Genomic DNA, 25,657 nt, shown 5'->3' on the forward strand with positions numbered 1-25,657 from the left:
ACCGGTCGAGCTGCAAGTTGCGGCGCCGGCCCGAGGCGCGGGAATCCGCGCCATCTGCGCCCCAGCGCCCCATCTTCGAGGCCCCGATGAGCGACGAAGCCGAAACCGCACACCCGCCCCGCCCGCTCAGCGACGTCGCCCGCCGCGCGCTCGCCGAAGCGGAAGCGCGCCGCGCCGAGATCGACGCCGCGACCAGGCGCCCGCGCGAGATCCTCGGTCGCGCCGGCCCGGAACCGGTGCGCTACGGCGACTGGGAGAACAAGGGCATCGCCAGCGACTTCTGATGCGGCTGCCAAGGCCGTAATCCCCCAGGCTCCGTCATCCCGGACGCAGCGAAGCGGAGATCCGGGATCCTTGCCGCCGTGGCCTGAAGCCGTCGGCGCGATGACGAGCCTTCGTCAAACGACTACGAACGAGACAGCGGATGGATGGATCCCGGCTCAAGCCCGGGATGACGCCGAGGGTGTTGCACCCATCGAGCCAGGAGATGACGAGACATCAAAGAGAGGCCGGCTACTGAGCCGGCCTCCCGAAATCGACTACCGCTTGTTCTGGCGGTTGGCGACGAGGTCGTCGACGACGGCCGGATCGGCCAGGGTCGAGGTGTCGCCGAGATTGCCGAATTCGCCTTCGGCGATCTTGCGCAGGATGCGGCGCATGATCTTGCCCGAGCGCGTCTTCGGCAGGCCGGGCGCGAACTGGATCAGGTCGGGCGAGGCAATCGGGCCGATCTCCATCCGCACCCAGGCGACCAGTTCCTTGCGCAGCGCATCGGTCGGCTCGACCGCCGCCATCAGCGTGACATAGGCATAGATGCCCTGCCCCTTGATGTCGTGCGGGTAGCCGACGACGGCGGCTTCCGAGACATGCTCATGCGCCACCAGCGCGCTCTCGACCTCGGCCGTGCCCATGCGGTGACCGGAGACGTTGAGCACGTCGTCGACGCGGCCGGTGATCCAGTAGTAGCCGTCCGCGTCGCGGCGGCAGCCGTCGCCGGTGAAATAGGCGTTCTTGTAGGTCGAGAAATAGGTCTGCACGAAGCGGTCGTGATCGCCATAGACGGTGCGCATCTGGCCCGGCCACGAGTCGGTGATGATGAGGTTGCCCTCGGCCACACCTTCCAGCACCTTGCCCTCGCCGTCGACGATCGCCGGCTGGACGCCGAAGAAGGGCAGCGTCGCCGAGCCCGGCTTCTGGGCGATGGCGCCCGGCAGCGGGGTGATCAGGATGCCGCCGGTCTCGGTCTGCCACCAGGTGTCGACGATCGGGCAGCGGTCGTCGCCGACGACGCGGTGGTACCATTCCCACGCTTCCGGATTGATCGGCTCGCCGACCGAGCCGAGCAGGCGCAGCGACGCGCGCGAGGTTTTCTTGACCGGCTCGTCGCCGGCCTGCATCAGCGCGCGGATCGCCGTCGGCGCCGTGTAGAAGATGTTGACCTTGTGCTTGTCGATCACCTCCCAGAAGCGGGAGTTGGTCGGATAGCTCGGCACGCCCTCGAACATCAGCGTGGTGGCGCCGTTCGAAAGCGGGCCATAGACGATGTAGGAATGGCCGGTGACCCAGCCGACATCGGCCGTGCACCAGTAGATGTCGCCGTCGCGGTAGTCGAACACCTTGCTGTGCGTCAGCGAGGCATAGACGAGATAGCCGCCGGTGGTGTGCAGCACGCCCTTCGGCTTGCCGGTCGAACCCGACGTATAGAGGATGAACAGCGGGTCCTCGGCGTTCATCGCCTCCGGCTCGCAATGCTGCGACACGGTCTTGGCGAGATCGTTGTAGAAGACGTCGCGGCCGTTCTGCATCGGGATGTCGGCGAAGGTGCGCTGCACGACCAGCGTCTTCACGTCGCCGCCGAGCTTGGCGAGCGCCGCGTCGACATTGGCCTTCAGCGGGATCTTCTTGCCGGCCCGCAGGCCCTCGTCTGCGGTGATCACCAGCTTCGAGCCGCAATCCTCGATACGGCCGGCGAGGCTGTCCGGCGAGAAGCCGCCGAAAACCACGGAATGCACGGCGCCAATGCGCGTGCAGGCGAGCATCGCGAAGGCCGTCTCCGGGATCATCGGCATGTAGATGGTGATCCGGTCGCCCTTCTTGGCGCCCATCTCCTTCAGCACATTGGCGAAGACATTCACCTGCTCGGAAAGCTCGCGATAGGTGATGGAGCGGCTTTCGGTGGGATTGTCGCCCTCCCAGAGGATCGCCACCTGCTCGGCGCGCTTGGCGAGGTGGCGGTCGACGCAGTTCGCCGAGACGTTGAGCGCGCCGTCCTCGAACCATTTGATCGAGACGTTGTCCGGCGCGAACGAGGTATTCTTCACCTTGGTGAACGGCGTGATCCAGTCGATCCGCTTGGCCTGCTCGGCCCAGAAGCCATCCGGATCCTCGACCGAGCGCTGATACATGGCGCGATAGGTCGGCTCGTCGATCTGTGCGCTCTTCGCCCAGTCGTCCGAGACCGGATAGATCTTGTCGTGCATCTTCATTCCTCCCTGGCAGCCCCGCTTGTGGCGGTGCACGCCCTTATGCAGGCGGCATTATGCGAATCCCGGCACTTCCGGCAAGCCAGTCTGGAGCGGTTCGCAAAAGCCGACTTCGAGAACCCGCACCCGCTTCACCGCCGCGTCCTCCAACGCGGGATGAACCGGGACCTGGTAGACGGCGAGATCGCGCACCGCGATCCTCGGCCGGTAGGTCCGGTCCGGATCGCCGGCGATGACCGTCACGCCCGCCGCGGCGAGCGCCGCCAACCAGGGCATCAGCCGCGCCGCGAAACCGGAATCGTAGAAGACGTCGCCGGCGAGCAGGACGTCGAAATCGCCGGCCGCGGATCCGATCACATCGGCCTGCCGGGCGTCGATCGTCGCGCCGTTTGCTGCAGCATTCAAAGAAATTGCTGCAACTGCGAAGAGATCGATGTCGACGGCGGCGACATGGCTCGCGCCGGCCCTGGCGGCGGCGATCGCAACCAGCCCGGAACCGGAGGCGAAATCCAGCACGCGCCTGCCTCGCACGAGTTCCGGATGGTCGAGAACATGCCGCGCCAGCCCCTGCCCACCCGCCCAGGCGAAGGCCCAGAACGGCGGCGGCAAGTCGGCGCGATCCAGCGCCGCTTCGGTCAGATGCCAAAGCGCGGTTGCCTCATCCGCTTGATAAAGCTCAATTTCCGGAACGAAGGCGACCGGCGCCAGCCGGGTCTGCTCGACGACGAAGCGCGCGGGATCGGCGATCAATCCGGGCTCAGATCGCGGCCGGATCGAGCCCGCACAGCTCGCAGATCAGCTTCCAGTGCGCGTCGCCGACCGGCTGCACGGAAAGACGCGAATTGCCGACCAGCGCCATGCCCTCAAGCCGCGGCTCGGCCTTGGCCATCTCCAGCGAATAGGGCTTTGGGACGGGCCGGACGGCGCGCAGGTCGACGCATTCCCAGCGGCCGCTGTCATCGGTCGAATCCGGGTGGGCGAGCTTTGCCACCTCGACGATCCCGACGATCTCCTTGCCGATATTGGAATGGTAGAAGAAGCCGCGATCGCCGAGCTGCATGGCGCGCATGTTGTTGCGCGCCTGGTAGTTGCGGACACCGTCCCATTCCTGGCCGGCCGCGCCCTTCTTCGCCAGATCGTCGAAGGAGAACACGTCGGGTTCGGACTTGAAGAGCCAGTAGGCCATGGGACGCTCCGATGGAAACGATGAAAGCCGGTGTGCCGGTCAGGCCGGCTTGCCGACTGCCCAGCGCCACGGCCGGACTTCGGTCGACTTGAACAGGCCCGCCTTGGCATAGGGATCGCCGGCGAGCACGGCGCGCGCCGCCGCTTCGTCCTCGGCCTCGAGGATCAGCAGCGAACCGCACATGTCGCCCTTGTCGTTCAGGAACGGACCAGCGATGGCGATGCCGGCTTCCTTGAGCCACTCGATATGGGCGGGACGGTTCTCGAGACGGACGGGCAGGCCGTCATCGCGATCGTTCAGGATGGCAACAAAATGCATGAGGACCTCCAGCAAATGCGGGCCGCACGGTAGGCGGCGGGCGGGCACACGTAAAGGGCGGTGTTCAACGCGAGAGGGGATAGCGGCCGAACGGCTCCGGGCCGGCGCGCCTCAATCGACTTCGCGCTTCAGCGGCCGCAGCATCAGCGCTTCCGCCGCCGCGTCGATCGACAGCGTACCGTCGAGAATGGCGGCCACCGCCTCGGTGATCGGCATCGGCACGCCGAGGCGGCGGGCGAGATCGCGCGCCACCGGCGCGGTGGCGGCTCCCTCGGCGAGGGCCGGCGGCAGAGCGGCACCGCTGCCAAGCGCATGGCCATAGGCGAAATTGCGCGATTGCACCGACGAGCAGGTGAGGACGAGGTCGCCGAGGCCGGAAAGGCCCATCAGCGTTTCCGGCAGCGCGCCCTGCGCCTCGCCGAGCCGGCGCAATTCAGCGAATCCGCGTGCGATCACGGCAGCACTCGCGCTGGCGCCGAATTCGCGGCCGGCGACGATGCCAGCGGCGATCGCCAGCACGTTCTTGAAGGCGCCGCCGATTTCGACGCCGAGCATGTCGGTCTCGGCATAGGGGCGGAAGCTTGCGGAGCCGAGCGCGTGACAGAGCGCCATGGCGAGCTTCAGCTCCGTCGCGGCGATGGTGACAGCGGTCGGCAGGCCGCGCGCCACGTCGACGGCGAAGCTCGGTCCAGACAGCACGGCGGGAGCGGCCGGCGGCAGCGCCTCGGCCAGCACCTCGGTCATCCGCTTGGCGGTGCCGCGCTCCAGCCCCTTGGCGCAGAGCACGACCGGCGTGTCCTCGCGGATGGCCTCGAGACGGCCGGCCACCTCGCGCACCGTCTGCGCCGGCGTCGCCAGCAGGATCGCGTCGGCGGCAAGCACCGCCTCGATCCGGTCGGTAACCTGCATGGCCTCCGGCAGCCTGACACCCGGCAGATGGGCGGCGTTTTCGCGCGACGCCGCCATGCCGGCCACGTCGCGGCCCCAGAGCGTGACCGTACGGCCGGCGCGATGCGCGGCGAGCGCCAGCGAGGTGCCCCAGGCGCCGGCACCGACGACGGCGATATGGTCGATCGTCATGATGCCATCTCCAGCGCGGGCAATCGGTCGAGCAGCGCATCCAGTTCGCCGAACAGCGCCTCGCCGAGCGGCAGGTCGAGCCAATAGAGCGCGAAGCGGATCGGCGGGCCGCCGGCATCCGGGTGCATTTCCAGCTGCTCCCAACTTTCGGCGAAGTCGCCTTCGAGTGGCAGATGGAAGAACCAGCGCCGGTGGTGCCGCTCGGGGCCGCCCTCCGGCGCGTAGCGATAGTCGCGCTCGCCGAGCCGCGTCATGGCATCCGGCGCGACCAACCCGGTCTCTTCCAGGAATTCGCGCCGCGCCGCCTGCTCGGGCGTCTCGCCCGGCTCCATCGTGCCGCCGGGCACCTGGATGCCGTATTCGGGAAAATCCGGCTCGCGGAAGACGAGCAGCCTGCCGCGCCAGGTGGCATAGAGCACGACCTTGCTCTTGCGGATGACGGCGTCGCTCACGCCTTGGCTCCCTTGTGGCCGGAGCCGAGCATCGGCGCCGCCATCTGGTCGAGCGGCCAGCGCGGCCGCGCCGACGCAGCGAGATCGTCGTGCAGGCCGAGTGCCAGCCTTTCCGCTCCGGCCCAGGCGATCATCGCGCCATTGTCGGTGCAGAGCGCATGCGGCGGCGCCACCAGGCGGAAGCCGCGCGCGGAAAGCTCGGCGTCGAGGCCGGCGCGCAGCGCCTTGTTGGCGGCGACGCCGCCGGCCACCACCAGGGTCGGGTCGGCAAGATCCGGGAACTCGGCCCGGAACCGGTCGAGCGCATGGCCGATGCGGTCGCACACCACCAGCGTCACCGTCTGCTGGAAGGCGGCGCAGAGATCGTCGACGTCGGTCTCCGACAGCGGCGCGATCGCCTCGGCCTCAATGCGCAGCGCCGTCTTCAGGCCGGAGAAGGAGAAATCGGCGCCGGGCCGGCCATACATCGGCCGTGGCAGCGAGAAGCGATGGGGATTGCCGCGGGCGGCGGCGCGCTCGACAGCCGGGCCGCCCGGATAGGGAAGGCCAAGCAGCTTCGCCGTCTTGTCGAAGGCTTCGCCCAGCGCATCGTCAATGGTGGTGCCCCAGCGCTCATAATCGCCGACGCCGCGCACCAGCAGGATCTGGGTATGGCCGCCGGAGACCAGCAGCAGCAGATAGGGAAAGGCGATGCCGTCGGTGAGCCGCGCCGTCAGCGCATGGCCCTCCAGGTGGTTGATCGCGACCAGCGGCTTGTCGGCGGCGAGCGCCAGCGCCTTGGCCGTCGTCAGCCCGACGATGACGCCGCCGATCAGGCCGGGGCCCGCTGTCGCCGAAATGGCGTCGAGATCGCCGAAGCCGACGCCCGCCTCGTCCATCGCCGCCTGCACGATGCGATCGAGCGCCTCGACATGGGCGCGGGCGGCGATCTCCGGCACGACGCCGCCAAAGGCGGCATGGTCGTCGATCTGCGACAGCACGACATTGGAAAGGATCTCGCCGCGCCCCCCGGCGTCGCGCGACACGACGGAGGCCGCCGTTTCATCGCAGCTCGTCTCAATACCCAGAACCAGGACGGTAGAAGTCACACCGGGGCCTTTCGCCGCGTATCGGGCGGCTTGCTTGCGGATGGGCGCGTCGTGGCTAGACTGGCGCCGAATTCTGCCCTGACGGGCATTGATCCGACAGGCCCTAACATCCGGACCCGACCCCGTGCAATCCGAAGCCTCCACTCCCGTCCTCCGCATCGGTACGCGCGGCAGCCCGCTGGCGCTCGCCCAGGCGCATGAGACGCGCGCCCGGCTCGCCGTCGCCCACGGCCTCGACGAGGCGTCGATGGAGATCGTCGTCATCAAGACGTCGGGCGACCGGATCCAGGATCGGTCGCTGTCGGAGGCCGGCGGCAAGGGCCTGTTCACCAAGGAACTCGAGGAAGCGCTGTTCAGCGGCGCGATCGACATCGCCGTCCATTCCTCGAAGGACGTGCCGACCTTCCTGCCGGAAGGGCTGACGCTGATCGCCTTTTTGCCGCGCGAAGACGTGCGCGACGCCTTCCTGTCGCCGGTCGCCGGCTCGATCCGTGAGCTGCCGCAGGGCGCGCTGCTCGGCACCTCGTCGTTGCGCCGCCGGGCGATGGCGCTGCGCGTCCGGCCCGATCTCGTCGTCGTCGAGTTTCGCGGCAATGTGCAGACGCGGCTCGCCAAGCTCGAAAACGGCGTCGCGCATGGCACGCTGCTGGCGCTCGCCGGCCTGCGCCGGCTCGGCCGCGCCGAGCTCGCCACCTCGATCCTCGATCTCGACGATTTCCTGCCCGCCGTCGGCCAGGGCGCCGTCGCGGTCGAAGGCCGCGCCGACGATGTTCGCGTGCGCGAATTGCTCGCCGCGATCAACGATCCGGCGACCGAGACGGCGCTGGTTGCGGAACGGGCCTTCCTGACCCGGCTTGACGGCTCCTGCCGCACGCCGATCGGCGGCCTTGCGACGCTTTCGGGCGACGCGCTGCTCTTCCGCGGCATCGTGCTGTCGCCGGATGGCCGCCAGTCGGAAGCCACCCGGATGACCGCGCCGCTTGCCGATGCCGCGCGTATCGGCACCACCGCCGCCGACGAACTGATCGGCCGCGGCGGCAAGACCTTCTTCGCGACGGGCTGAGGCGCGCCATGCGGCTGCTCGTCACCCGGCCGGAGCCCGAGGCGACACGAACGGCCGAAAGGCTGCGCGCGCTCGGGCACGAGCCGGTGCTGGCGCCGCTGCTCGAAGCCCGCTTCCTCGACCCGGCGCCACCCGGCTTCCGGCCCGCCGCCATCCTCCTGACCAGCGGCAACGGCCTGCGCGGCCTGCTGCGCTGGCCGGACTTCCGCGCCTGGCTCGACATACCCGTGCTCGCCGTCGGCGACCGTACCGCCACGGCGGCGCGGGAGGCAGGCTTCCGAGACGTGCGTTCGGCCGATGGCGACGGCGAGGCGCTGGCGTCGCTCGCGATCGCCACGCTCGATCCCGCCGCCGGGACGCTGCTCTACCCCGCCGCCGTCGATCGCGCCGGCCTTTGGCCCGACAAGCTGACCGCCACCGGCTTCACGATCTCCCTCGTCGAGACCTACCGCATGGATCCGGTCGCGGCGCTGCCGGATCCGGTCGCGGATGATCTGCATCAAGGCAGGCTCGACGGTGTGCTGCTCTATTCGCCGCGCACGGCGAAGACCTTCGTCGGGCTGGTGGCGCGGCTTGATCCACAGCCGCCGCTCGACCACCTGTCGATTTATGCGCTTTCGGCAAACGTCGCCTCCGTCCTGACATTCGGTAGCGTGCTTATTGCCGACGAACCGACCGACGACGCCCTGCTGGCGCGGATCCCGCCGGGCATGGGAACATCGCCTTCAGGCGTCCGTTAACGCATTGGTCTATACTGGGTCCAAGCGACCGACGAGATCGAGGTGACATGAGCGACGACGACACCTTCAATCCGGCAGGCGAATCGTCCGCCCCCCGCCGCAAGCGGCCTCCCGTGACGATCGATCTCGAGGCCGAATCGAGCACGACGAAGCCCGCGCCCGAAACGGAAGCCGACGTGCCGGCGGCCACGGATGCTGCCGAGACGGCCGAGCCCGCCGCGCCTCCGCCGCCGGCCTATGAGCCGGAAGTCGGCGTTGCCGAACCGACGCCCGCGCTCGAATCCACGCCGCGCGAATCGGCTGGCGCGCGTTTCGTCATTCCGGCGCTCGCCGCTCTTGGCGGCGGCGTCATCGGCGGCCTGCTCGTCGCCCTGCTCTCTTCCTCGACCGGCACGGACCCGGTCGCCAGCGCCAGCCTCGATTCGCGCTTCGCCGCCGTGTCGGCCCGCCTCGACCGCGTCGAGGCGGCCGCCAGCGAAACCGCCTCCAGACCGACGGCGACTCCCGACGTCGACCCGGCCCGCCTCGCCAGTCTCGAAAGGGAAATCGCCGCGCTGAAGGAGGCCGCCGCGAACGCGCCGGCCCCCGTCGCCACGACCCCGGCGCCGGACCTCGGCCCGCTCGAAAGCCGGCTCGCCGCGCTGGAAGCCCGGCCGGAAGCGGCGCCGGCAGCCCCGGCGGCCCCGCCCGTCGACCTGTCGCCGCTGCAATCGCGCCTCGATGCCCTGACCGGCCGCCTCGACGCCGTCGAGGCGCATCCCCCGGCAGACCCGAAGACGGAAGCGGCCGCGCGCGTCATCGCGGTGACGGGGCTGCGCCAGGCGGCGACCGGCTCCGGCCCGTTCACCGACGAACTCGCCGCCGCCAGGGCGCTCGGCGGGGCCGACGACAGGTTCGCCGCGCTGCAGCCGCTGGCCGCCACCGGCGCGCCGTCGAAGGCGGAGCTTGCCGCCAGCTTCCCGGCCGTCGCCGAACAGATCCGCATCGCCGCCGCCAAGGTCGATCCCGGCGCCAGCCTGGTCGACCGGCTCGCGGCCTCGGCAAGCTCGCTGGTCAGCGTCAAGCCGTCGGGCCCGATGGCCGGGCCTTCCGCCACCGCCATCGTCTCGCGCATGGAAGCGGCGGTGAAGGAAGGCAACCTCGCCGAAGCGCTGCGCGAGGGCGAAGCTCTCGACGCCATCGCCCGGGCGCCGCTCGCCGACTGGGCGGCCAAGGCCGGCAACCGCATCACCATCGACACCGCGCTCGCCGGCCTCGGCGCCGCGAATTCTCCCAACTGACGGAGCGACGATGATCCGCATCCTCGTCTATGTCGCCCTCGTCTTCGCGATCGCCGCGGGCTTCGCCTGGCTTGCCGACCGGCCCGGCGATGTCGTGCTGACCTGGCAGGGCTATGACTACCAGACCAGCCTCATGGTCGCCGCAGTCAGCCTCGCCGCCCTGTTCGTCGCGCTGGCGATCCTGCTCTGGATCATTGCCACCGTCTTTCGCGCGCCAAAACTGTTCGGCGGCTGGCTGTCCGGGCGCAAACGCGATCGCGGCTACCGGGCGCTGTCGCGCGGCATGATCGCGATCGGCGCCGGCGACGTGAAGCGGGCGAAGCGCTTCGCCGTCGAATCGCGCAAGATCCTGAAGGACGAGCCACTGACGCTGCTGCTCGCGGCGCAGGCGGCGCAGCTGACCGGCGACGGCGCCGGCGCGCGCACCGCCTTCGAGACCATGCTGGACGATCCCGAGACGCGGCTGCTCGGCCTCCGCGGCCTCTATGTCGAGGCGCAGCGGAGCGGCGAACACGCGGCCGCGCGCCACTATGCCGAGGAAGCCGCCAAAGCGGCGCCGAGCCTCGCCTGGGCCGGCAATGCGCTGTTCGAGGACCAGGCCGCCAAGGGCGAATGGTCGGCGGCGCTCTCGACGCTCGGCTCCAACCTGCATGCCAAGCTGATCGAGCGCGGCGCGGCGCATCGCCTGCGCGCCGTGCTTTTGACCGCGCGCGGCATGGAGATCGAGGCCTCCGATCCGGAAGAGGCGCGCGCCGCCGCGCAGGAAGCCGTCAAGCTGGCGCCCGGCCTGGTTCCGGCCGCGACCCTGGCCGCCCGGCTCTTTGCCCGCCAGGCCGACGTCAAGCGCGCCGCTCGCGTCATCGAGACGAGCTGGAAATTCGAGCCGCATCCGGAACTCGCCGAGGCCTACGCCAATGTCCGCCCCGGCGACGCCGCGCAGGAGCGCCTGAAGCGGGCCGAAAAGCTCGCCGCGCTCCGTCCCGGCCATGTCGAGAGCCGCCTGGCGGTCGCGCGCGCCGCGATCGACGCGCGAGACTGGTCGCTCGCCCGGCGCGAACTGGCGGCGATCCCCGATACCGCCCGCACCGAGCGCTTCTGCCTGCTGATGGCCGAGATCGAGGAAGGTCCGGACGGCAATCGCGGCCATGTCCGCGAATGGCTGACGCGCGCCGTGCGCGCGCCGCGCGATCCGCAATGGACCGCCGACGGATATGTCTTCCCGGCCTGGGCGCCGGTTTCGCCGATCACCGGCCGCCTCGACGCCTTCGAGTGGCGGACGCCGACGGTGGCGCTCGCCGCCGACCAGCGCCCGGCGATCGAGCTCGACGTCGAGGAACCGGAAGCGCCCGAGCCGCTCGTCATCGAGGCGAGCCCCGTGCCAGCGCCCACGCCGAAGCCGGAACCCGCCGCGCCGCCGGCCCCCGCGCCGGAATCAGCCAGGGCGCCCGCGCCGACCCCGCCGGCAGCGGCGAAGAACGGCGGTCCCGCCGGCCCCGCGGCGACGGTCGTGGCGCCGATTCCGGACGATCCGGGCGTCGAGGACCGCGACACCGAACCGGCCGATCGTCTGCGTCTGCAGTGAGGCGGTGGAGAACGATCGGGGAGGCTTGAAACCCGGATCGAATGTGGCTATGAACCCCGTGGATTTCACGGCACCCCTCGCGGCGCCACCAGAATCCCCGGGTACGCCGCTTTAGCTCAGCTGGTAGAGCACATCATTCGTAATGATGGGGTCACAGGTTCGAATCCTGTAAGCGGCACCACCAACCTCCTTGAAATCATTGATAATTTCACCACGCAGCTTCAGCGCTGAATTGGTGCGTTCATTATGGTGACCACATGGTGACCACGAAACGCCGCTTGCTGGGGTTCAGGCCGACTGCTCCGAATCCGATTTGGATCCGCGCCGGCTTGGATTTTGCTTGGTCAGTCGCTACGGATTGACGGGTCGATTCCTGGTACGGCAGCGTACAGTGGACCCGTAGCGCTTGCTCCTGCCGGCGAGCGCATTGCAGGTGCGATGGAGCCATCTTGATTTCGATCGCCGAACGGATCCATTCGAAATACCCGCACATGACGGGCGCGCTGCAGAAATTCGCCGATTTCGTACTGGCAGAGCCGGTGAAGGTCGCGCGGATCAGCATCCATGAGGCGGTCAAGGACCTTGATGTTTCCGTCGCCTCGGCGAACCGCTTCGCACGCGCCATCGGCTATTCCGGCTATGCCGAATTCCGCACCGAACTGATCCGCAGCTTCGAACCGGCCTTCGACCCGGTCAAGCGGCTGCAGGTGCAGGTGTCGCGCACCTCGACCAGCCTCGACGTGTTCCGCGCCTCGATGAACGAGGACATCGCCAACGTCCAGACCACGATGGACGGGCTCAGCGACGAGCGCGCCAACCAGGCGGTCGATGCCGTGCTTGCCGCCAGGAACGTCATCGTGTTCGGGCTCGACAATGGCGCCAGCTGCGCGGCGATCCTGTGCAACGAGTTGCAACGGCTGCGCGGCAACGTCACCTCGATCGCCAATTATGGTGGCGCGATCGGCGTGGCGCGGCAGTTCACCGAGCTCGGCCGCGACGATCTCGCGATCGCCATCGCCTTTCCGAACTATATCCGCGACGTGATCCAGCTGGCGAGCCTTGCCCGCGCGCACGGCACGAAGGTGCTGGCGATCACCGACAGCCACCAGTCGCCCCTGGCGCCGCTGGCCGACATCAACCTGTTCTGCCGGGCCGAACGCCAGTTCGGCTCGATGTCGAATGCCGCCGCCATCACGCTGATCGAGGCGCTGGTCGCCGCCGTCGCCCACCGCACCAAGCGGGCCGTGGAACTCGCGGAACAATATACGACGCTAGAACTGCCCTGGCTGGAGCGCCCGGGCCAATAGCCCGCCCGCAGCCCCGACAGACAGTGATGCCTGAATGATCAGCCGCGCCTCGCCTCGCTAGGCAGCGCGACTACGATCATTGTTTTCGCTTGGGTTTTCCACGCTCCGCGTGACGACCATTTCAGCAGCCGACCCAATTGTACAAATTAGAACGTCGTGACAGTCTTTCTGTAACAGGATGTTCATTGCCGGCCGTAACGGGCTGATTTCCGGGCGATGAAGCCCATCTTCTCTACCCCTGACTACTCCTCGTCGAACGCACATCATCCTTCGGAGCCTGTGGAAATGGATAGACGGACTTTCATCAAGATCGGCGCGGCCGCTCTGGCGGCTCCGGCCCTTGTGACATCGCGAGCCCTGGCCGATACACCGAAGCTTGGCAAGATCGCCTATCAGCTCGGCTGGGTGAAGAACTTCCAGTTCGCCGGCGAATACATCGCCGATGCCAACAAGTATTTCGAGCAGGAAGGCATCGCGGTCGACCTGCTCGCCGGCGGCCCCAGCGTCTCGGCCGAGCCGATCGTCATCTCCGGCAAGGCGCTGGTCGGGCAGAACAGCACCGACAACACGGCGAATGCGGTTGCCAAGGGTGCGCCGCTGAAGATCATCGGCACCAACTACCAGAAGTCGCCGTCCTCCATCATCTCGCTGACCAAGACCGGCCTCAAGGCGCCGAAGGACCTGGTCGGCAAGACGGTTGGCATCCAGGCCAACAACCAGGTCGTCTGGAACGCCTTCCTGAAGATCAACGGCATCGATCCCGCCAGCGTCAACACGGTCCCCGCCCAGCACGATTTCACGCCGCTGGTTTCCGGCGAACTCGACGCGTTCTTCGGCTTCTCCAATGACGACGTCGTGCAGTTGCGTCAAAAGGGCCAGGACGTCAGCTACCTGCTGATGGCCGACTACGGCTACCCGATGTTCAACTGCAACTACCTCGTGACCGAGGAGACGCTGAAGGACAAGGAGAAGCGCGCCCAGGTCGTCGCCTTCATGCGCGGCGCCATCCGCGGCTGGCAGGAAGCGGTCAAGAACCCGGCGCTGTCGGCGCAGCTGACCGTCGACGTCTATGGCAAGGGCAACGGCCTCGACCAGGCGGCGCAGGAGAAATCCGCCGCGGCGACCAACGAGTTGATGGTCACGCCCGATACCGAGAAGCACGGCCTGTTCTGGATGACGGACAAGGCTGTCGACGAGACCATCGCCACGCTGGCGACGGCGGGCATCGTCGCCAAGAAGGATCTCTTCACCAACGAGATCCTCGAAGAGGCCTTCCAGGGCAAGACCACGCTCTGAGCCCCTTGTTCCGGGGCGGTCCCGGCGCATGCCGGAACGCCCCGGACCCTCCCCCAGGACACGGCAGCGGCCAGGCCGCCCACGACATCGAAGCCCCGGACCTGCCCGTCCGGGGAGCGACGGCCTTCGTTCGACAGGAACCCAGCATGACCCAGAACTACCAGAGCGCGGACGTCTGGTCCCGCACCAAGACCATCAACGGCTATCCCGTCGACGAGGTCCGCTCCGTCTTCCAGAAGTCCGTCCGGCGTGGCTGGCTGGAAGAGGCGATCCTCGCCGCCTACGAGCTGCACCTGAGCGGCCTCGAGACGGAAGAACTGCTCTGGCGGCGGATCGAGATCATCGCCACCGAGGAAGTCGGCTTCGGCCTGGTGACGGCGCCCGCCATCATCGAGGCGCTGAATGCCCAGCGGCAGCGCTATGCCGATCGCACCGAGCGCTGGATCTACGCGGTCCAGGCGATCCGCATCATCGTCACCAACAAGAAGGACCGAACCGCGCCGCAGCTGGCGCAATGGGCGATCGAGGTGACGTCGCGCGGCGAGCGGCAGTTCGAGATCCAGGATTTCATGGTGGACTATCACACCCGTCGCGGCGTTGAGCTCGGCCGCGGTCCGGAGCACTGGACGACTGCCGGCGGCGGCGATCTCGAAAACATGCTCGAAGGTGTCGACAGCAAGTACCTCGACTATCTGAACACGCTCCGCACCAAGACTCCGGCCTGATTCTGGCATGGCGCGTCCGGCATCCGCCGCCGCGCCATCCGCCGACCGAAAGGCACCCTCCGATGGAGATGTCCAACGTGAAGTCCGAGCTGAAGCCGAATGCGACCCCCTCGTCGCGTCCGGCCGGGGATGCCAGCGGCATCGTGCTCTATGGCCTCTCCAAGACCTTCTCGCTGCAGGGCCGCACCGTCACGGCGCTGCACGATGCGGATCTGCGCACGCCGGCGGGCTCCTTCGTGTCGCTGCTCGGCCCTTCGGGCTGCGGCAAGTCGACGATCCTGCGCATCCTCGCGGATCTCGACGTGCCGACCGATGGCAGCGCGCTCATCCATGGCAAGTCGCCCGGCGTCTCGCGCGCCAACCACGAGATCGGTATTGCCTTCCAGGACGCCTCCCTGCTCGCCTGGCGCTCGGTCGAGGACAATATCCGCCTGCCGCTCGAGATCAGCGGCATGAAGGGGCAGGACGCCGCCATCCGCGACCTGATCGCGCTGGTCGGCCTGCAGGGCTTCGAGAAGGCAAGGCCGGCGCAGCTTTCCGGCGGCATGCGCCAGCGCGTCGCCATTGCCCGCTCGCTCGTCAACCAGCCGAAGGCGCTGCTGCTGGACGAGCCGTTCGGCGCGCTCGACGACATGATGCGCCAGCGGCTCAATCTCGGGCTGCAGCGGATCTGGATGGAGAGACGCACGACCACCGTGCTTGTGACGCACTCGATCCCGGAAGCGGTGTTCCTGTCCGACATGGTTGCAGTGATGACCGCGCGGCCGGGGCGGATCGTCGAGACGCTGGCGATCGACTTGCCGCGCCCCCGCACGCCGGAAATGATGCGCACGCCGGAGTTCCATCGCCTCTGCGATCGCTTCAGCGAGCTCCTGTTCGGATCGAAGATCGAGGAACTGGAGGGGGCCCCATGACCGCGCTCGCGCTTCGTCCGCTCGACCGTCTCCGCGCCGTGAACGGTTCCGGCTTCCTCCATGGCGCGGCCGGGCTTGTCGTGGTCCTGCTGCTCTGGCAGCTCGCCGTCGCCTTCATCTCGTCCGGCAACGGCACGATCCCGTCGCCGCTGCAGATTGCCCGCCAGATGCAGGCGGACGGCTTCCGCTTCTATGCCGACGCGGCTTCCTACACGGTGTCGGCCGCCTTCCGGGGCTGGCTCTGGGGCAACGGCCTTGCGATCACGCTCGCCCTCGTCGCCGTCGCCATTCCGTTTCTGGAGCGGCCGATCCTGCAGCTCGGCATCGTCTCCTACTGCCTGCCGATCGTCGCGATCGGGCCGCTGATGATGATCCTGTTCTCCGGCGATACGCCGAAAGTGGTGCTGGCCGGCCTGTCCGTCTTCTTCACCACGCTGATCGGAACCGTGACCGGTCTGCGCCATGTCGACCGCACCATGCTCGACCTCGTGCACGGCTTCGGCGGCGGCACCCGGCACAAGCTGTTCAAGGTGCGGCTGATATCCGCCCTGCCGCATCTCTTCGCCGCGCTTCGCATCGCGGCGCCGGCCGCCATCCTCGGCGCCATCGTCGGCGAATATATGGGCGGCACCGAAACCGGCCTCGGGCTGATGCTGGTCAATTCGCAGCAGGCGATGGAAATCCCGAGGACCTGGGCGATCGCGGTCGTCGCCAGCGTGCTTGCCGCCATCGCCTATGCCGCGACCAGCCTGGCCGCCCGCCTGCTGACGCCCTGGGCCCGGGAAATCTCCACCGACATCGGCAGCGGCCTGCATGCGAATTCGGGCGGCGCCGGCGGCTGGGCGATGGCGATCGCCTCGGCGCTCGGTTCGCTCGGACTTGTGCTCGTCGTATGGTGGGCGATCCTGCGCGGCTTCTCCGTGCCGCCCTTCTTCGGCAAGGGGCCGCTGGAGGTGTGGAACTATCTCGTCGATCCGCTGATGGGCGCGCAGAACCGTATTCAGTTGATGCGCGAGGCTGTCGTCACCATCCGCGACAGCGCCGCCGGGCTGGTCGTCGGCACGGTCGCCGCCGTCCTCGTCGCGGTCGCCTTCAACCTCTGGGGCGGCGTCGAACGGGCGTTCATGGGCGTCGCCATCGCGCTACGCTCGATCCCGCTCGTCGCCATGGCGCCGCTGGTGACGCTGGTCTTCGGTCGCAACATGCTGGCCGTCGTCATGATCGGCGCGATCGTCACCTTCTTCCCGACGCTGGTGAACATGACGCTGGCGCTGGCGCAGACGCCGGCCCGCTCGCGCGACCTGATGCGGGTGTTCGGCGCCTCGCGCCTCCGGACGCTGATGACGGTGCAGATCCCCAGCGCCCTGCCGGCGCTGTTCACCTCGCTGCGCACCGCCGCGCCGCTCGCCATCACCGGGGCGCTGCTGGCCGCCTGGCTCGCCACGGGCAAGGGGCTCGGCTACGCCATCGTCACCACCGCCGCCGTCTCCGACTATGAAGGGCTCTGGGCCCGGGTCGCCCTGACGACGGCCTTCTCCATCCTTCTCTATGCCCTGATCGGGCTGGTCGAACGCCTCGTGCTCAAGGCCTACGCCAACTAGCCAAGCGCCACGCTTCCGCGATCACCCCTGCTTTCGCGGCGCCCCGGCGCGCGCGACGCGCTTTCGCGCGCCCGTCCCTTTCCTCCCCGCCGGCCACGCCCGGCGGAATCCCTCCCCCGCATCCGGAGTTTCCTCGATGAAGACCACGCCCGTAACGCCCGCCGATCTCGTCGCCTCGATCATTGCCCTGCCGCCCATCGCCCGGAACCCGGACGGCGGCATCAACCCCGGCGAAAGCCAAAAGATCGTCGACTGGCTCGCTTCGGCCGGCGTCAGCTCGTTCATGTATGGCGGCATCGCCAACCTGTTCAATGCGAGGCTCAGCGAGTATGGCGCGGTGCTCGACCTGATCGAAGCGGTGGCGCCTTCCGATGACGCCTGGATGATCCCGGCGATCGGCGGCGACTATGGCAAGGCGATCGACCAGGTGGCGATGCTGCGTGAGCGGGATTTCCCGACGGCGATCCTGCTGCCGTTCTGGCTGGTGCAGCCGAAGGGCGTGGCAACCGGCATCCGCAAGCTCGCCGATGCCTATGGCAAGCCGCTGATGGTGTTCTTCAAGGCGCTCGACTATCTAGGCCCGCAGGACGTCGCGGCGCTCCTGAAAGATGGCGCGCTCTGCGGCGTCGAATATGGCGTGGTGCCGGATGAAAACGGCGAGTCGCCGCACCTGACCACGCTGCTCGATCTCGTCGGCTCGGCCGAGCGGCTGATCGACGGCGCGGGTGAACTGACCATCGTCGAGAGCTCGAAGTTCGGCATCCAGGGCTATACTTCCGGCACCGGGCTGCTGGCGCCGCACATCTCGATGGCGTTGCTGGAGGCGGTGAAGCGCGGCGACCGCGCCGCGATCGAGAGCCTCAGCCGGCCCTTCGTGGATTTCGACGCGGCCCGCGCCGCCCATTCCGCCATTCCCGTCGTGCATGACGCGATCCGCTTGGCAGGGATCGCCGATACCGGCCCGATCGGCCCGTTCTTCGAGAGCGCGTCGGATCCGGCGATCGTCGCGGACATCACTCGGATCGCCAATGAATTAATGCAGGCAAATGCAGACTTCACACGGATGGAAGGTCGCTAGCGCGCCCTCAACCCATCGATATCCACGGGCGAGCGCCAATGGCCACGCAGTGCGGGATCACGAAAGGCGGGCTCCCTGAAGGTCAGCGGCGAGCACGCCAAACTGACTTCCGCGAGTGCTGCGCTTTGCCGGACCGGCGCGCAGCGTCCGGGACAGGCGGCCGCCGCTGATCGGCATGTCGAGCAGACTGACGAAGCCATGCGGCATTCCGGCCAGGCCGCGCGCCGCGTGGAGCATCATCGCCGCGGCGCCCGGCACCGGCGGCGCGGCGGGGCTGAGGGACAGTGAGAAATCCCGGCTTCCCTCGACCGAGACGGCCTCCTGCGGCTTGCGGCCATGGGCGGCGGGATCAAGGAACATTTCCAGCCTCATCACGATGCTCGTGACGCCGCCCAGCGATCCGGTTGCTGTCTGCGTGATACCGGCGACCTCGCCGATCCCAACGGTGCGGTGCGACAGCACGATCGGGGTGGTTGCGAAGGTCGGCTCCAGGCTGTCCGTGATGGTGTCGATCGGGATGCCGACGCATTCCGCGACCGCCGCGACGGATTCCGGGAAGCCCATATGGCCCTCGATGGACCCGTCAGCGACCCGGCCGGCGAAGGTCTCAGGCGAAAGCCCGAAGCCCAGATGGGCGAAATCCGCCGGGCCGACGCCGCCGACATTCGAGACGCGCAGGATATCGAGCTTCGTCACCTCGACGAGCGTGCGCGACAAAAGGATCGGCAGAGTCTCGAAGCAGAAGCCGGGATTGATGCCGCAACCCATAACCGTGGTACCGGAGGCGCGCGCCGCCCCATCCAGTGCCTCGAATTCCGCCCCATATCGGAGCCAGGGGTGAAACAGCCACTCAGCGGCCGACAAGACCGAATAGCCGGCCTTCAGCCCAGCCAGGATCTGCGCGGTAGCCCGATCCGGCGCGGACGTCGACGCGTGAAAAAGGATCGTCGGACCGGCTGCCGGCGGCAGGGTCGCCTGGATCGAGAGGTCGCAGGATGTGCCCGGCACCACGTCGGCGACCGGATGGCCGACAAGATCCGGCGCATCGTCAATAATCGTCACGATCTCGAAGTCCGGGCTCGCCTGAAGCGCCGCGAACAATGCCCGACCGAGGTTGCCGAAGCCGAAAAGAGCGACGCGCATCAGAATATCCCCTTCACATCGTCCAGCCCGGCCGCCCAGCGCGTCGGCTTCATTTCCACGATGTCATGGGTGAGCAGATCCAGCTGACGGAACGGATCACCCGTCAGAATCTGATCCAGTTCGCCCCTTGTGACGCCGGTCGCCATCATGAAACCGCCGGTCGGCGGAACGAGGCGGCCAGAAAGAAAGAAGATGCCGCGATCATAGAGGGTTGCGACCCAGTCGCGGTGCGCGGGCAATGCCGCCGCGATCGCCTCCGGCGTTGCCGTGTAGGTCGACGTCACCAAAAACATCCGGGTTCTCCATGCTGCGTGGCCATCGCTGCCACCCATGAGCATAGATATATCACTTGACACTTCAACTGATATTATCAGATCGTAGATGCGTTCCCGGCGAGAAGATCCAGCGGCTCAAAGAAGGCACGCGGTTCCGGGCCAGGGTTGGAAGCGAATGACGCCACACGCAGCGCCCGGCAAATCGCTCAGGCACACCATTCGGGGAACAGGGTTCATGACAAAATTCCGCAGGACTGTAGCGGCTGCCGCCCTGGCAGTCATCGCCGGAGCCATGCCGGCTTCCGCCGCCGACCTCGCCGCCATCAAAGCCGCCGGCACGATGCGCGCGCTGACGACAGGCAACGACAAGCCGAACGTCTCGATGGACACGTCCGGCAAGCCGATCGGCTTTGAAGTCGACATGTGCCAGCTCATCGCCGACAAGCTCGGCGTGAAGCTCGATCTCAACGTGCTCGCCTGGGAAGGCCTGCTTCCCTCCATCACCGCCGGCCGTACCGACATGATCTGCTCGGGCGTCAACATCACACCGGCGCGCCAGGAAGTGTTCGATTTCTCGGTGCCCTACTCGCGCACCGCGATCATCGCCATGGTGCCTGAAGCAACGACCGACATTAGCGGCCCCACCGACATTGGCGGCAAGGTCGTCGGTGCCTGCATCGGCGCTGATGGCGAGGACGTGGTTCGCGAGATCGGCGGCTACAAGGAAGTGCGCGTCTATCCGGGCGTCGCCGAACTGTTCGCCGATTTCGTCGCCGGCCGCATCGAAGTGGCGATCGTCGGCGACAAGCAGGCAGCCGAATTCATGCAGGCCCGCCCCGGTATCGCGAAGATCGTCGGCAAGCCCTACAAGGTCAATCTGGTCGGCTATCCGATGAGCAAGGGCTCGGCCGACATGAAGGCCGCGGTCGACAAGGTCATTTCGGATGCGCGCACCGACGGCACGCTGAATAAGATGGCCAAGGCCAGCTTCGCCCTCGACGACTATGACTCCGCCCTGCCGCCGGTCGGTCAGGACGCCGCCAAGAAGTAGGACCGCGGAACGATCTTTGCAGGGCCGAGACGGGTCGACACGATCCGGATCGGCTCTGCCCACAAGGCCGGGCATTCCGGGTCTTGCCGATCGTCTGCGGGATCGCTTGCCGCGCGCGACGCCGATCCCGACGACATCTCCATCCCGAGGCTGCGCAGCTCGTGCCCGAGCTCGCGATGGTCGTCCTGCCGTGCCGGCGCCGCCTGCGACCACGGCTAGCCGCTGCCGAGATAACGCTCCATGTCCTTCGACTTCTCTTCGATCGTTCCCTATGCGCCGCTGCTGTTCCAAGCGACGATGATGACGATCTTCCTTGCCGTCACCTCGCAGGTGATCGGCACGATCTGCGGCTTCCTGCTGGCGCTGGCGCGCATGTCGTCCTGGCGCATCCTCAGCGTGCCGGCGTTCTTCTACATCTGGATCGCACGCGGCACGCCGCCGCTGATCCATCTGTTCCTGATCTATTTCGGCCTGCCTAGCATCGGCATCTCGCTCGAACCGCTGCCCGCCGCGATCGTCGCCTTCTCGATCACCTCGTCGGCATACAATGCCGAGACGCTGCGCGCCGGCCTGCAGTCCATCCCCGCCGGCCAGATCGAGGCCGCCCGCGCCGTCGGCATGAGCTATCCGACCGTGATGTGGCGGATCGTGCTGCCGCAGGCGATCCAGATCATCACGCCGCCCTATATGAGCAACTTCATCAGCCATGTGAAAAGCACGTCGCTGGCGTCCGTCGTGACGGTCCGCGAGCTGCTGCTGACGACCACGCTGATCTATTCGAACACGTTTCGCGCGATGGAAGCGCTGCTCGTCGCCGGCGCGATCTACCTGTTCCTCACCTCGATCCTGGCGTTGGCGCAGCTCCAGCTCGAACGCTACCTCGACTATGACAAGCGCCCGCCTGCCCGTCGGCGCCTGCGCCGACTGGGCCTGACGCCAGGCCATGTGGCCTTGGCCGATCCCGCAGCGCACGACCTGCTGCCATCGCCGCCGGACCGCCAAAGGCGCGTGCTCGATATCGCGGCGCTCGAGAAGAGCTTTGGCGACGTCAAGGCGCTCTCCGGCATCAACCTCTCGATCCAGGAGGGCGAAGTGGTCTGCCTGCTCGGCCCGAGCGGATCAGGCAAGAGCACGCTGCTGCGCTCCATCAACCTGCTGGAGCGCCCGGATTCCGGCCGTATCGGCATCCATGCCCGCGGCGCCGGCTTCGACCTCGCTTTCGGCCCGACGCATCGCGGCGTCGGCGGGCGGGAACTGGCGCGGCTGCGCTCGCATGTCGGCATGGTGTTCCAGCACTTCAATCTCTGGCCGCACAAGATGGCGATCGAGAACGTCACCGAGGGCCTGCTGCGCGTGCGCCACCAGACAGGCCTCGAGGCCGGCAATGCGGCGACGCGGCTGCTCGCCCGCGTCGGCCTCGGCGCCAAGCTGACCGCCTTCCCGAACCATCTCTCCGGTGGCCAACGCCAGCGCGTCGCGATTGCGCGGGCGCTCGCCATGAAGCCGGACATCATGCTGTTCGACGAACCGACCTCGGCGCTTGATCCCGAACTGGTCGGCGAAGTGCTGCAGGTGCTGGAAGACGTCGCCGCCAGCGGCATGACGATGCTGGTCGCGACCCACGAGATGGGCTTTGCCCGCAAGGTCGCCGACCGGGTCATCTTCATGGATGGCGGCCAGATCGTCGAGATCGCGACGGCGGAAGAATTCTTCGAGCGGCCGAAGCACGAGCGCAGCATCCGCTTCCTGGAGGCAGTGCTGAAATAGCGTCCGCCAACGGACGACGGCAAGAAAGGGGAGCGGAGCGGAGCGGATCCGCTCCCCTTCTTGTGCCTTCAAGTCACGCTCGACACGAGGGAAACCAGCGGCCCGTCAAGCAGCCGCCAGTTCCTCCGATCAACCTGTTTGCTGCCAGCGGTGTTTTTCGAGCGCGGACGGGTCCGTGTCGACCTCCGCCCAATTCTCGGTGCGCTGGAAATGCACCGGCTCGTCATCCATCCAGAGCGCATGGGTAATGCCATGCAGCAGAGGCTCGATGCCGTAGCGCAGCCCCGACAGCGAGGCGCCCGAATGCGCGTTCGTAACCGTGGCGCCGTAGTTGAAGCAGAACATGTTGGCGAGCACCGGCGTCTGGCCCGGTACCTTCTCGACGAAGGAAAGATCACGGTTGAGATAGGGATAGGTTGCGAGCCAGGCATCTGGCTGGCTTTCGGGCGGCGTGAACCGATCCGACCAGGTCGCCATGTTGTCGGCGAGCGGCAGCAGCTCCGGCCGGTTGCGCGGGTCCATCGAGAAGCCGCAGCCGATGAAGAGATGGTCGAACACCTCGACCGAGCCATCGCTGGCCGTGACGTGGATGCCGTCCTCACGCTGCTCGACATCGGTCCAGGACGCACCGGCGTGAATGCAGAAATTCGGGAACGCGGCGCAGCGATCGACGCCATCCTGGGTCGGCGGCTGGCCGAATTTGAACATCGCCTGGATCCAGCGCCACTTGTCGGCATCGGACATAGAGGCATAGTGGCGAAGATAGCCAGCCTTCTCTAGATAGCGGAACGGGTTGGCCATCAAGATCTGCCTGCGACGCATGTAGATGGTGACGCCGGTCGCTCCGAGTTCGAGCAGGTCCGCGGCCCGGTCCCACGCCGTCGCCCCCGCGCCGAGCAGCCCGATGCGCTTGCCCTTCCAGTCAAGGCTGTCGACATCATCGGTGCACAGCGTCCAGCTTTCGCGCGGCAGCTTGTCCTTGACGAAGGGCGGCACATACCATCCGCCAATCCCCTCCAGCCCCGTCGCCAGCACGACCTTGCGGGCATAGACGGTCTCATTTCCATTGACGGTCAGGCGGACGAGGCCGTCCTCGTCGTCGAAGGCGGTGACGTCGGCCTCGTTGCGGACCGGCAGGTCGAGGACCGCGCGGTACCAGTCAAGATAAGCCTGCCAGGCCTGACGCGGCCATTTGCCGAGCTGCTCCCACCCCGTCTCGCCGAACACCGCCTCAAACCAGCTGCGCGGCGCCAGCGAGGGGATACCGAGATCCGGCCCGGTAACATGTTTGGGCGAGCGAAGTGTCCACATCCGCGAATAGGTGATCCACGGACCCTCCTGTCCCTTTGGCGCGCGATCGAGGATCAGCACGTTGGAGACGCGGTCGCGCATCAGACCGAAGGCGACCGTGAGGCCACATTGGCCGCCGCCGACGATCACGACATCGTAGACGTGATGGCCACGCGGGTGCTCGCGCGGGAGCACCCAGTCGTCCTTGGGGTAGTTGAGAATCTCCAGATCGTGGCGGACCCGGCGGCTGAGCCGGTCGAGGCGCTCCTGCGCATCCGGCAATGGCGGCGGCGCATAAGGCGGCGCCAGGCCCGCTCGAAGCTCCGGGTGCTCCAACGCGAGCTTCCCGGCAATCTGTGCCGAAATATCCTCGCCGTGCATGTCCCCCCGCTCCGGCTGGTCCATCGATCCACTCCACGTCAAAAGCTGCAACACCTTCAAGCTGTAGCGCATCGTTGATATTCCGTCAAAAATATCTGATGGTGTCTCTGACGAGAATGCCGCGCGTCGCGGCTGCCTCGATCCCGCCGCCGCGACCTTCTCGCGTGGATTGCATCGGCCGCGACGAGCGTGTAGCGCTTGATATTCGCAATGATATAATGCGGGTCGTCGCGCCTACGGATGCGACCCGACAAGAGCTAGAAGTGGATGATGGATTTGGTCGCCGAAAAGATCGCAGCAAAAGCCAGCCCGGCGGCCGTGAAGAAGGTGCGCGCGCCCAAAAAGACGGGCAAGGCGTCGCTGACCGACAAGGTCTACAATCTCCTGCGCGGGGAAATCCTGACCTGTGCGCTGGAGCCCGGCCGCGAATTGTCGGAGGCCGAATTGGCGCAGCGCTTCGAGGTCAGCAAGACGCCGGTCCGCGAGGCCTTGGCGAAGCTGCGCTCCGAGGGCTTCGTCCGTACCTTTCCGCGCCGCGGATACCAGGTTGTGCCGATAACTTTCGGCGACATGAGCGAACTTTTCGATTTGCGCACGATCCTGGAAGCAGGCGCTGCCGAACTGGCTTGCGCCCGCATCACGGATGCCGAACTCGACCAGTTGCAGAAGCTGGCCGACGTCGTCTACGACCGCAGCGAGCAGCCGAGCCTGCAGCGCTTCATCAAGGCCAATCGCGATTTCCATGCCGCAATCGCCAGGGCATCCGGCAATGACCGACTGCAATTGCTGATCACCCGGCAGATCGACGAATTGGAGCGCTTCTTCTACCTCGGCGCCCGCCTTCGCGACGTCAACAGCGAGACGATCAACGACCACCAGGCGATCGTCGAAGTGCTGCGTTCGCGCGATCCGGTCGCGGCACGAGAGATCATGATCAAGCACAACGACATCACGCGCGAAGGCCTGTTCAAGGCGCTGGCCAGTTCGCGCAACTTCGCCCAGATCAGTCTCTAGCTGCTTCCCAACCCAGCATATCGGATCACGAGGGTTCGCCGGTCTCCGGCGCGGCCTTCGTGAGTCTGCGCCGGCCGACGCCATGCATCGCTGCCTGCGATATCCCCTCGACATGACATATCGATTGGAATATCACGTGATATCTTCAACATGCGGGACAGTCCGATGGGTGACAAGATCATGTGGGCGCGCCAGGAAGGCACGACCAAGACGTGGGTGCATGAGGGACAGGAGTTCAGCCATCGGCTGATCACCCAGAAGAAGCAGGGTTCTTCGATGTCCTTCCACATCACGACCTACATGCCGCATTTCGACGTCATGGTCGAAGGCGACGGCAAGCATGAGGTCATCCTCTATTGCCTGCAGGGATGGTCCAAGCAGATCATCGAGGCGACCGGCGAGGAACGCATGTTCCGTCCAGGCGACGCGATGTACCTGCCGGTCAACTACCGCTACCGACACATCATCGGCGATGCCGGCCTGGTCATCGCGGTCTGCGCCAATCCGAGCAAGGAAGACGGCGACATGTAGCAAAAAGCCCCG

The 25,657-nt window shown here is 67.2% G+C and carries 25 protein-coding genes and 1 tRNA gene; 16 read left to right on the forward strand and 10 right to left on the reverse strand.

Going from position 1 to position 25,657, the window contains the following annotated elements; genetic code table 11:
• Nucleotides 1–86 precede the first annotated feature (86 nt).
• Nucleotides 87–284: a DUF1674 domain-containing protein gene (locus OSH07_RS12635; RefSeq protein ID WP_266339010.1), complete on the forward strand. Its 198-nt coding sequence runs from the start codon at nucleotides 87–89 to the stop codon at nucleotides 282–284.
• A gap of 255 nt (nucleotides 285–539) precedes the next feature.
• Here OSH07_RS12635 and acs read toward each other — a convergent pair whose 3' ends face one another.
• From acs to tsaD, 7 genes are all read right to left on the reverse strand, one after another.
• On the reverse strand, nucleotides 540–2,480 hold the full coding sequence (gene acs, locus OSH07_RS12640) for an acetate--CoA ligase (RefSeq protein ID WP_266339011.1): 1,941 nt from the start codon (nucleotides 2,478–2,480) through the stop codon (nucleotides 540–542).
• 57 nt (nucleotides 2,481–2,537) lie between these two features.
• The gene (locus tag OSH07_RS12645; protein WP_266339012.1) at nucleotides 2,538–3,233 is read right to left on the reverse strand and encodes a class I SAM-dependent methyltransferase; all 696 of its coding nucleotides are present in this window, start codon (nucleotides 3,231–3,233) and stop codon (nucleotides 2,538–2,540) included.
• Between the two features lie 7 nt (nucleotides 3,234–3,240).
• Nucleotides 3,241–3,669, reverse strand: coding sequence for an EVE domain-containing protein (locus OSH07_RS12650; protein ID WP_266339013.1), 429 nt, complete (start codon nucleotides 3,667–3,669; stop codon nucleotides 3,241–3,243).
• A gap of 39 nt (nucleotides 3,670–3,708) precedes the next feature.
• Nucleotides 3,709–3,987 carry a YciI family protein gene (locus tag OSH07_RS12655; protein WP_266339014.1) on the reverse strand — a complete coding sequence of 93 codons (279 nt, stop codon included), beginning with the start codon at nucleotides 3,985–3,987 and terminating at the stop codon, nucleotides 3,709–3,711.
• Nucleotides 3,988–4,098: 111 nt separating this feature from the next.
• Complete coding sequence (locus OSH07_RS12660) at nucleotides 4,099–5,070, reverse strand: NAD(P)H-dependent glycerol-3-phosphate dehydrogenase (RefSeq protein ID WP_266339085.1); 972 nt, start codon at nucleotides 5,068–5,070, stop codon at nucleotides 4,099–4,101.
• Nucleotides 5,064–5,519, reverse strand: coding sequence for an NUDIX hydrolase (locus tag OSH07_RS12665; RefSeq protein WP_266339015.1), 456 nt, complete (start codon nucleotides 5,517–5,519; stop codon nucleotides 5,064–5,066). Before OSH07_RS12665 ends, OSH07_RS12660 begins: the two co-directional genes overlap by 7 nt.
• Nucleotides 5,516–6,607 (reverse strand): tRNA (adenosine(37)-N6)-threonylcarbamoyltransferase complex transferase subunit TsaD, encoded by a 1,092-nt coding sequence (tsaD, locus tag OSH07_RS12670; RefSeq protein ID WP_266339016.1) that lies wholly within the window; start codon nucleotides 6,605–6,607, stop codon nucleotides 5,516–5,518. Before tsaD ends, OSH07_RS12665 begins: the two co-directional genes overlap by 4 nt.
• 124 nt (nucleotides 6,608–6,731) lie before the next feature.
• Between tsaD and hemC the strand changes: the two genes are divergently transcribed.
• The 11 genes from hemC (at nucleotide 6,732) to OSH07_RS12725 (ending at nucleotide 18,193) form a co-directional block, all read left to right on the forward strand.
• Entirely contained in the window at nucleotides 6,732–7,670 is a 939-nt protein-coding gene (hemC, locus tag OSH07_RS12675) for a hydroxymethylbilane synthase (RefSeq protein WP_266339017.1), read from the forward strand.
• An 8-nt stretch (nucleotides 7,671–7,678) separates the two neighbouring features.
• The gene (locus tag OSH07_RS12680) at nucleotides 7,679–8,410 is read left to right on the forward strand and encodes a uroporphyrinogen-III synthase (protein WP_266339018.1); all 732 of its coding nucleotides are present in this window, start codon (nucleotides 7,679–7,681) and stop codon (nucleotides 8,408–8,410) included.
• Between the two features lie 47 nt (nucleotides 8,411–8,457).
• Entirely contained in the window at nucleotides 8,458–9,690 is a 1,233-nt protein-coding gene (locus OSH07_RS12685) for a COG4223 family protein (RefSeq protein ID WP_266339019.1), read from the forward strand.
• A gap of 10 nt (nucleotides 9,691–9,700) precedes the next feature.
• Complete coding sequence (locus OSH07_RS12690) at nucleotides 9,701–11,272, forward strand: heme biosynthesis protein HemY (RefSeq protein ID WP_266339020.1); 1,572 nt, start codon at nucleotides 9,701–9,703, stop codon at nucleotides 11,270–11,272.
• A 105-nt stretch (nucleotides 11,273–11,377) separates the two neighbouring features.
• A tRNA-Thr gene (locus OSH07_RS12695) sits at nucleotides 11,378–11,453 on the forward strand.
• Nucleotides 11,454–11,721: 268 nt separating this feature from the next.
• Nucleotides 11,722–12,579 (forward strand): MurR/RpiR family transcriptional regulator, encoded by an 858-nt coding sequence (locus OSH07_RS12700; protein WP_266339021.1) that lies wholly within the window; start codon nucleotides 11,722–11,724, stop codon nucleotides 12,577–12,579.
• Between the two features lie 285 nt (nucleotides 12,580–12,864).
• The gene (locus tag OSH07_RS12705; protein WP_266339022.1) at nucleotides 12,865–13,875 is read left to right on the forward strand and encodes an ABC transporter substrate-binding protein; all 1,011 of its coding nucleotides are present in this window, start codon (nucleotides 12,865–12,867) and stop codon (nucleotides 13,873–13,875) included.
• A gap of 146 nt (nucleotides 13,876–14,021) precedes the next feature.
• Entirely contained in the window at nucleotides 14,022–14,600 is a 579-nt protein-coding gene (locus tag OSH07_RS12710) for an AAA family ATPase (protein ID WP_266339023.1), read from the forward strand.
• A gap of 62 nt (nucleotides 14,601–14,662) precedes the next feature.
• Nucleotides 14,663–15,514 (forward strand): ABC transporter ATP-binding protein, encoded by an 852-nt coding sequence (locus OSH07_RS12715; protein ID WP_338149877.1) that lies wholly within the window; start codon nucleotides 14,663–14,665, stop codon nucleotides 15,512–15,514.
• Nucleotides 15,511–17,115 (forward strand): ABC transporter permease, encoded by a 1,605-nt coding sequence (locus OSH07_RS12720; RefSeq protein ID WP_266339024.1) that lies wholly within the window; start codon nucleotides 15,511–15,513, stop codon nucleotides 17,113–17,115. Before OSH07_RS12715 ends, OSH07_RS12720 begins: the two co-directional genes overlap by 4 nt.
• A gap of 136 nt (nucleotides 17,116–17,251) precedes the next feature.
• Nucleotides 17,252–18,193 carry a beta/alpha barrel domain-containing protein gene (locus OSH07_RS12725; protein ID WP_266339025.1) on the forward strand — a complete coding sequence of 314 codons (942 nt, stop codon included), beginning with the start codon at nucleotides 17,252–17,254 and terminating at the stop codon, nucleotides 18,191–18,193.
• A gap of 57 nt (nucleotides 18,194–18,250) precedes the next feature.
• Here the strand turns inward: OSH07_RS12725 and OSH07_RS12730 are convergent, their stop codons facing one another.
• Nucleotides 18,251–19,336, reverse strand: coding sequence for a hypothetical protein (locus OSH07_RS12730; protein WP_266339026.1), 1,086 nt, complete (start codon nucleotides 19,334–19,336; stop codon nucleotides 18,251–18,253).
• Entirely contained in the window at nucleotides 19,336–19,629 is a 294-nt protein-coding gene (locus OSH07_RS12735; RefSeq protein WP_266339027.1) for a YciI family protein, read from the reverse strand. The genes OSH07_RS12730 and OSH07_RS12735 overlap by 1 nt, the downstream gene beginning before the upstream one ends.
• A gap of 217 nt (nucleotides 19,630–19,846) precedes the next feature.
• Here OSH07_RS12735 and OSH07_RS12740 point away from each other — a divergent pair, with 217 nt between their 5' ends.
• Nucleotides 19,847–20,662 (forward strand): substrate-binding periplasmic protein, encoded by an 816-nt coding sequence (locus OSH07_RS12740; RefSeq protein WP_266339028.1) that lies wholly within the window; start codon nucleotides 19,847–19,849, stop codon nucleotides 20,660–20,662.
• A gap of 240 nt (nucleotides 20,663–20,902) precedes the next feature.
• Nucleotides 20,903–22,429, forward strand: coding sequence for an amino acid ABC transporter permease/ATP-binding protein (locus OSH07_RS24370; protein ID WP_277614245.1), 1,527 nt, complete (start codon nucleotides 20,903–20,905; stop codon nucleotides 22,427–22,429).
• A 129-nt stretch (nucleotides 22,430–22,558) separates the two neighbouring features.
• Here OSH07_RS24370 and OSH07_RS12755 read toward each other — a convergent pair whose 3' ends face one another.
• Entirely contained in the window at nucleotides 22,559–24,172 is a 1,614-nt protein-coding gene (locus OSH07_RS12755) for an FAD-dependent oxidoreductase (protein ID WP_266339029.1), read from the reverse strand.
• Nucleotides 24,173–24,367: 195 nt separating this feature from the next.
• Here OSH07_RS12755 and OSH07_RS12760 point away from each other — a divergent pair, with 195 nt between their 5' ends.
• Complete coding sequence (locus OSH07_RS12760; protein ID WP_266339030.1) at nucleotides 24,368–25,114, forward strand: GntR family transcriptional regulator; 747 nt, start codon at nucleotides 24,368–24,370, stop codon at nucleotides 25,112–25,114.
• Between the two features lie 165 nt (nucleotides 25,115–25,279).
• Complete coding sequence (locus OSH07_RS12765; protein ID WP_266339031.1) at nucleotides 25,280–25,645, forward strand: hypothetical protein; 366 nt, start codon at nucleotides 25,280–25,282, stop codon at nucleotides 25,643–25,645.
• Nucleotides 25,646–25,657 lie beyond the last annotated feature (12 nt).

This window comes from Kaistia nematophila (assembly GCF_026343855.1).
GTDB lineage: Bacteria > Pseudomonadota > Alphaproteobacteria > Rhizobiales > Kaistiaceae > Kaistia > Kaistia nematophila.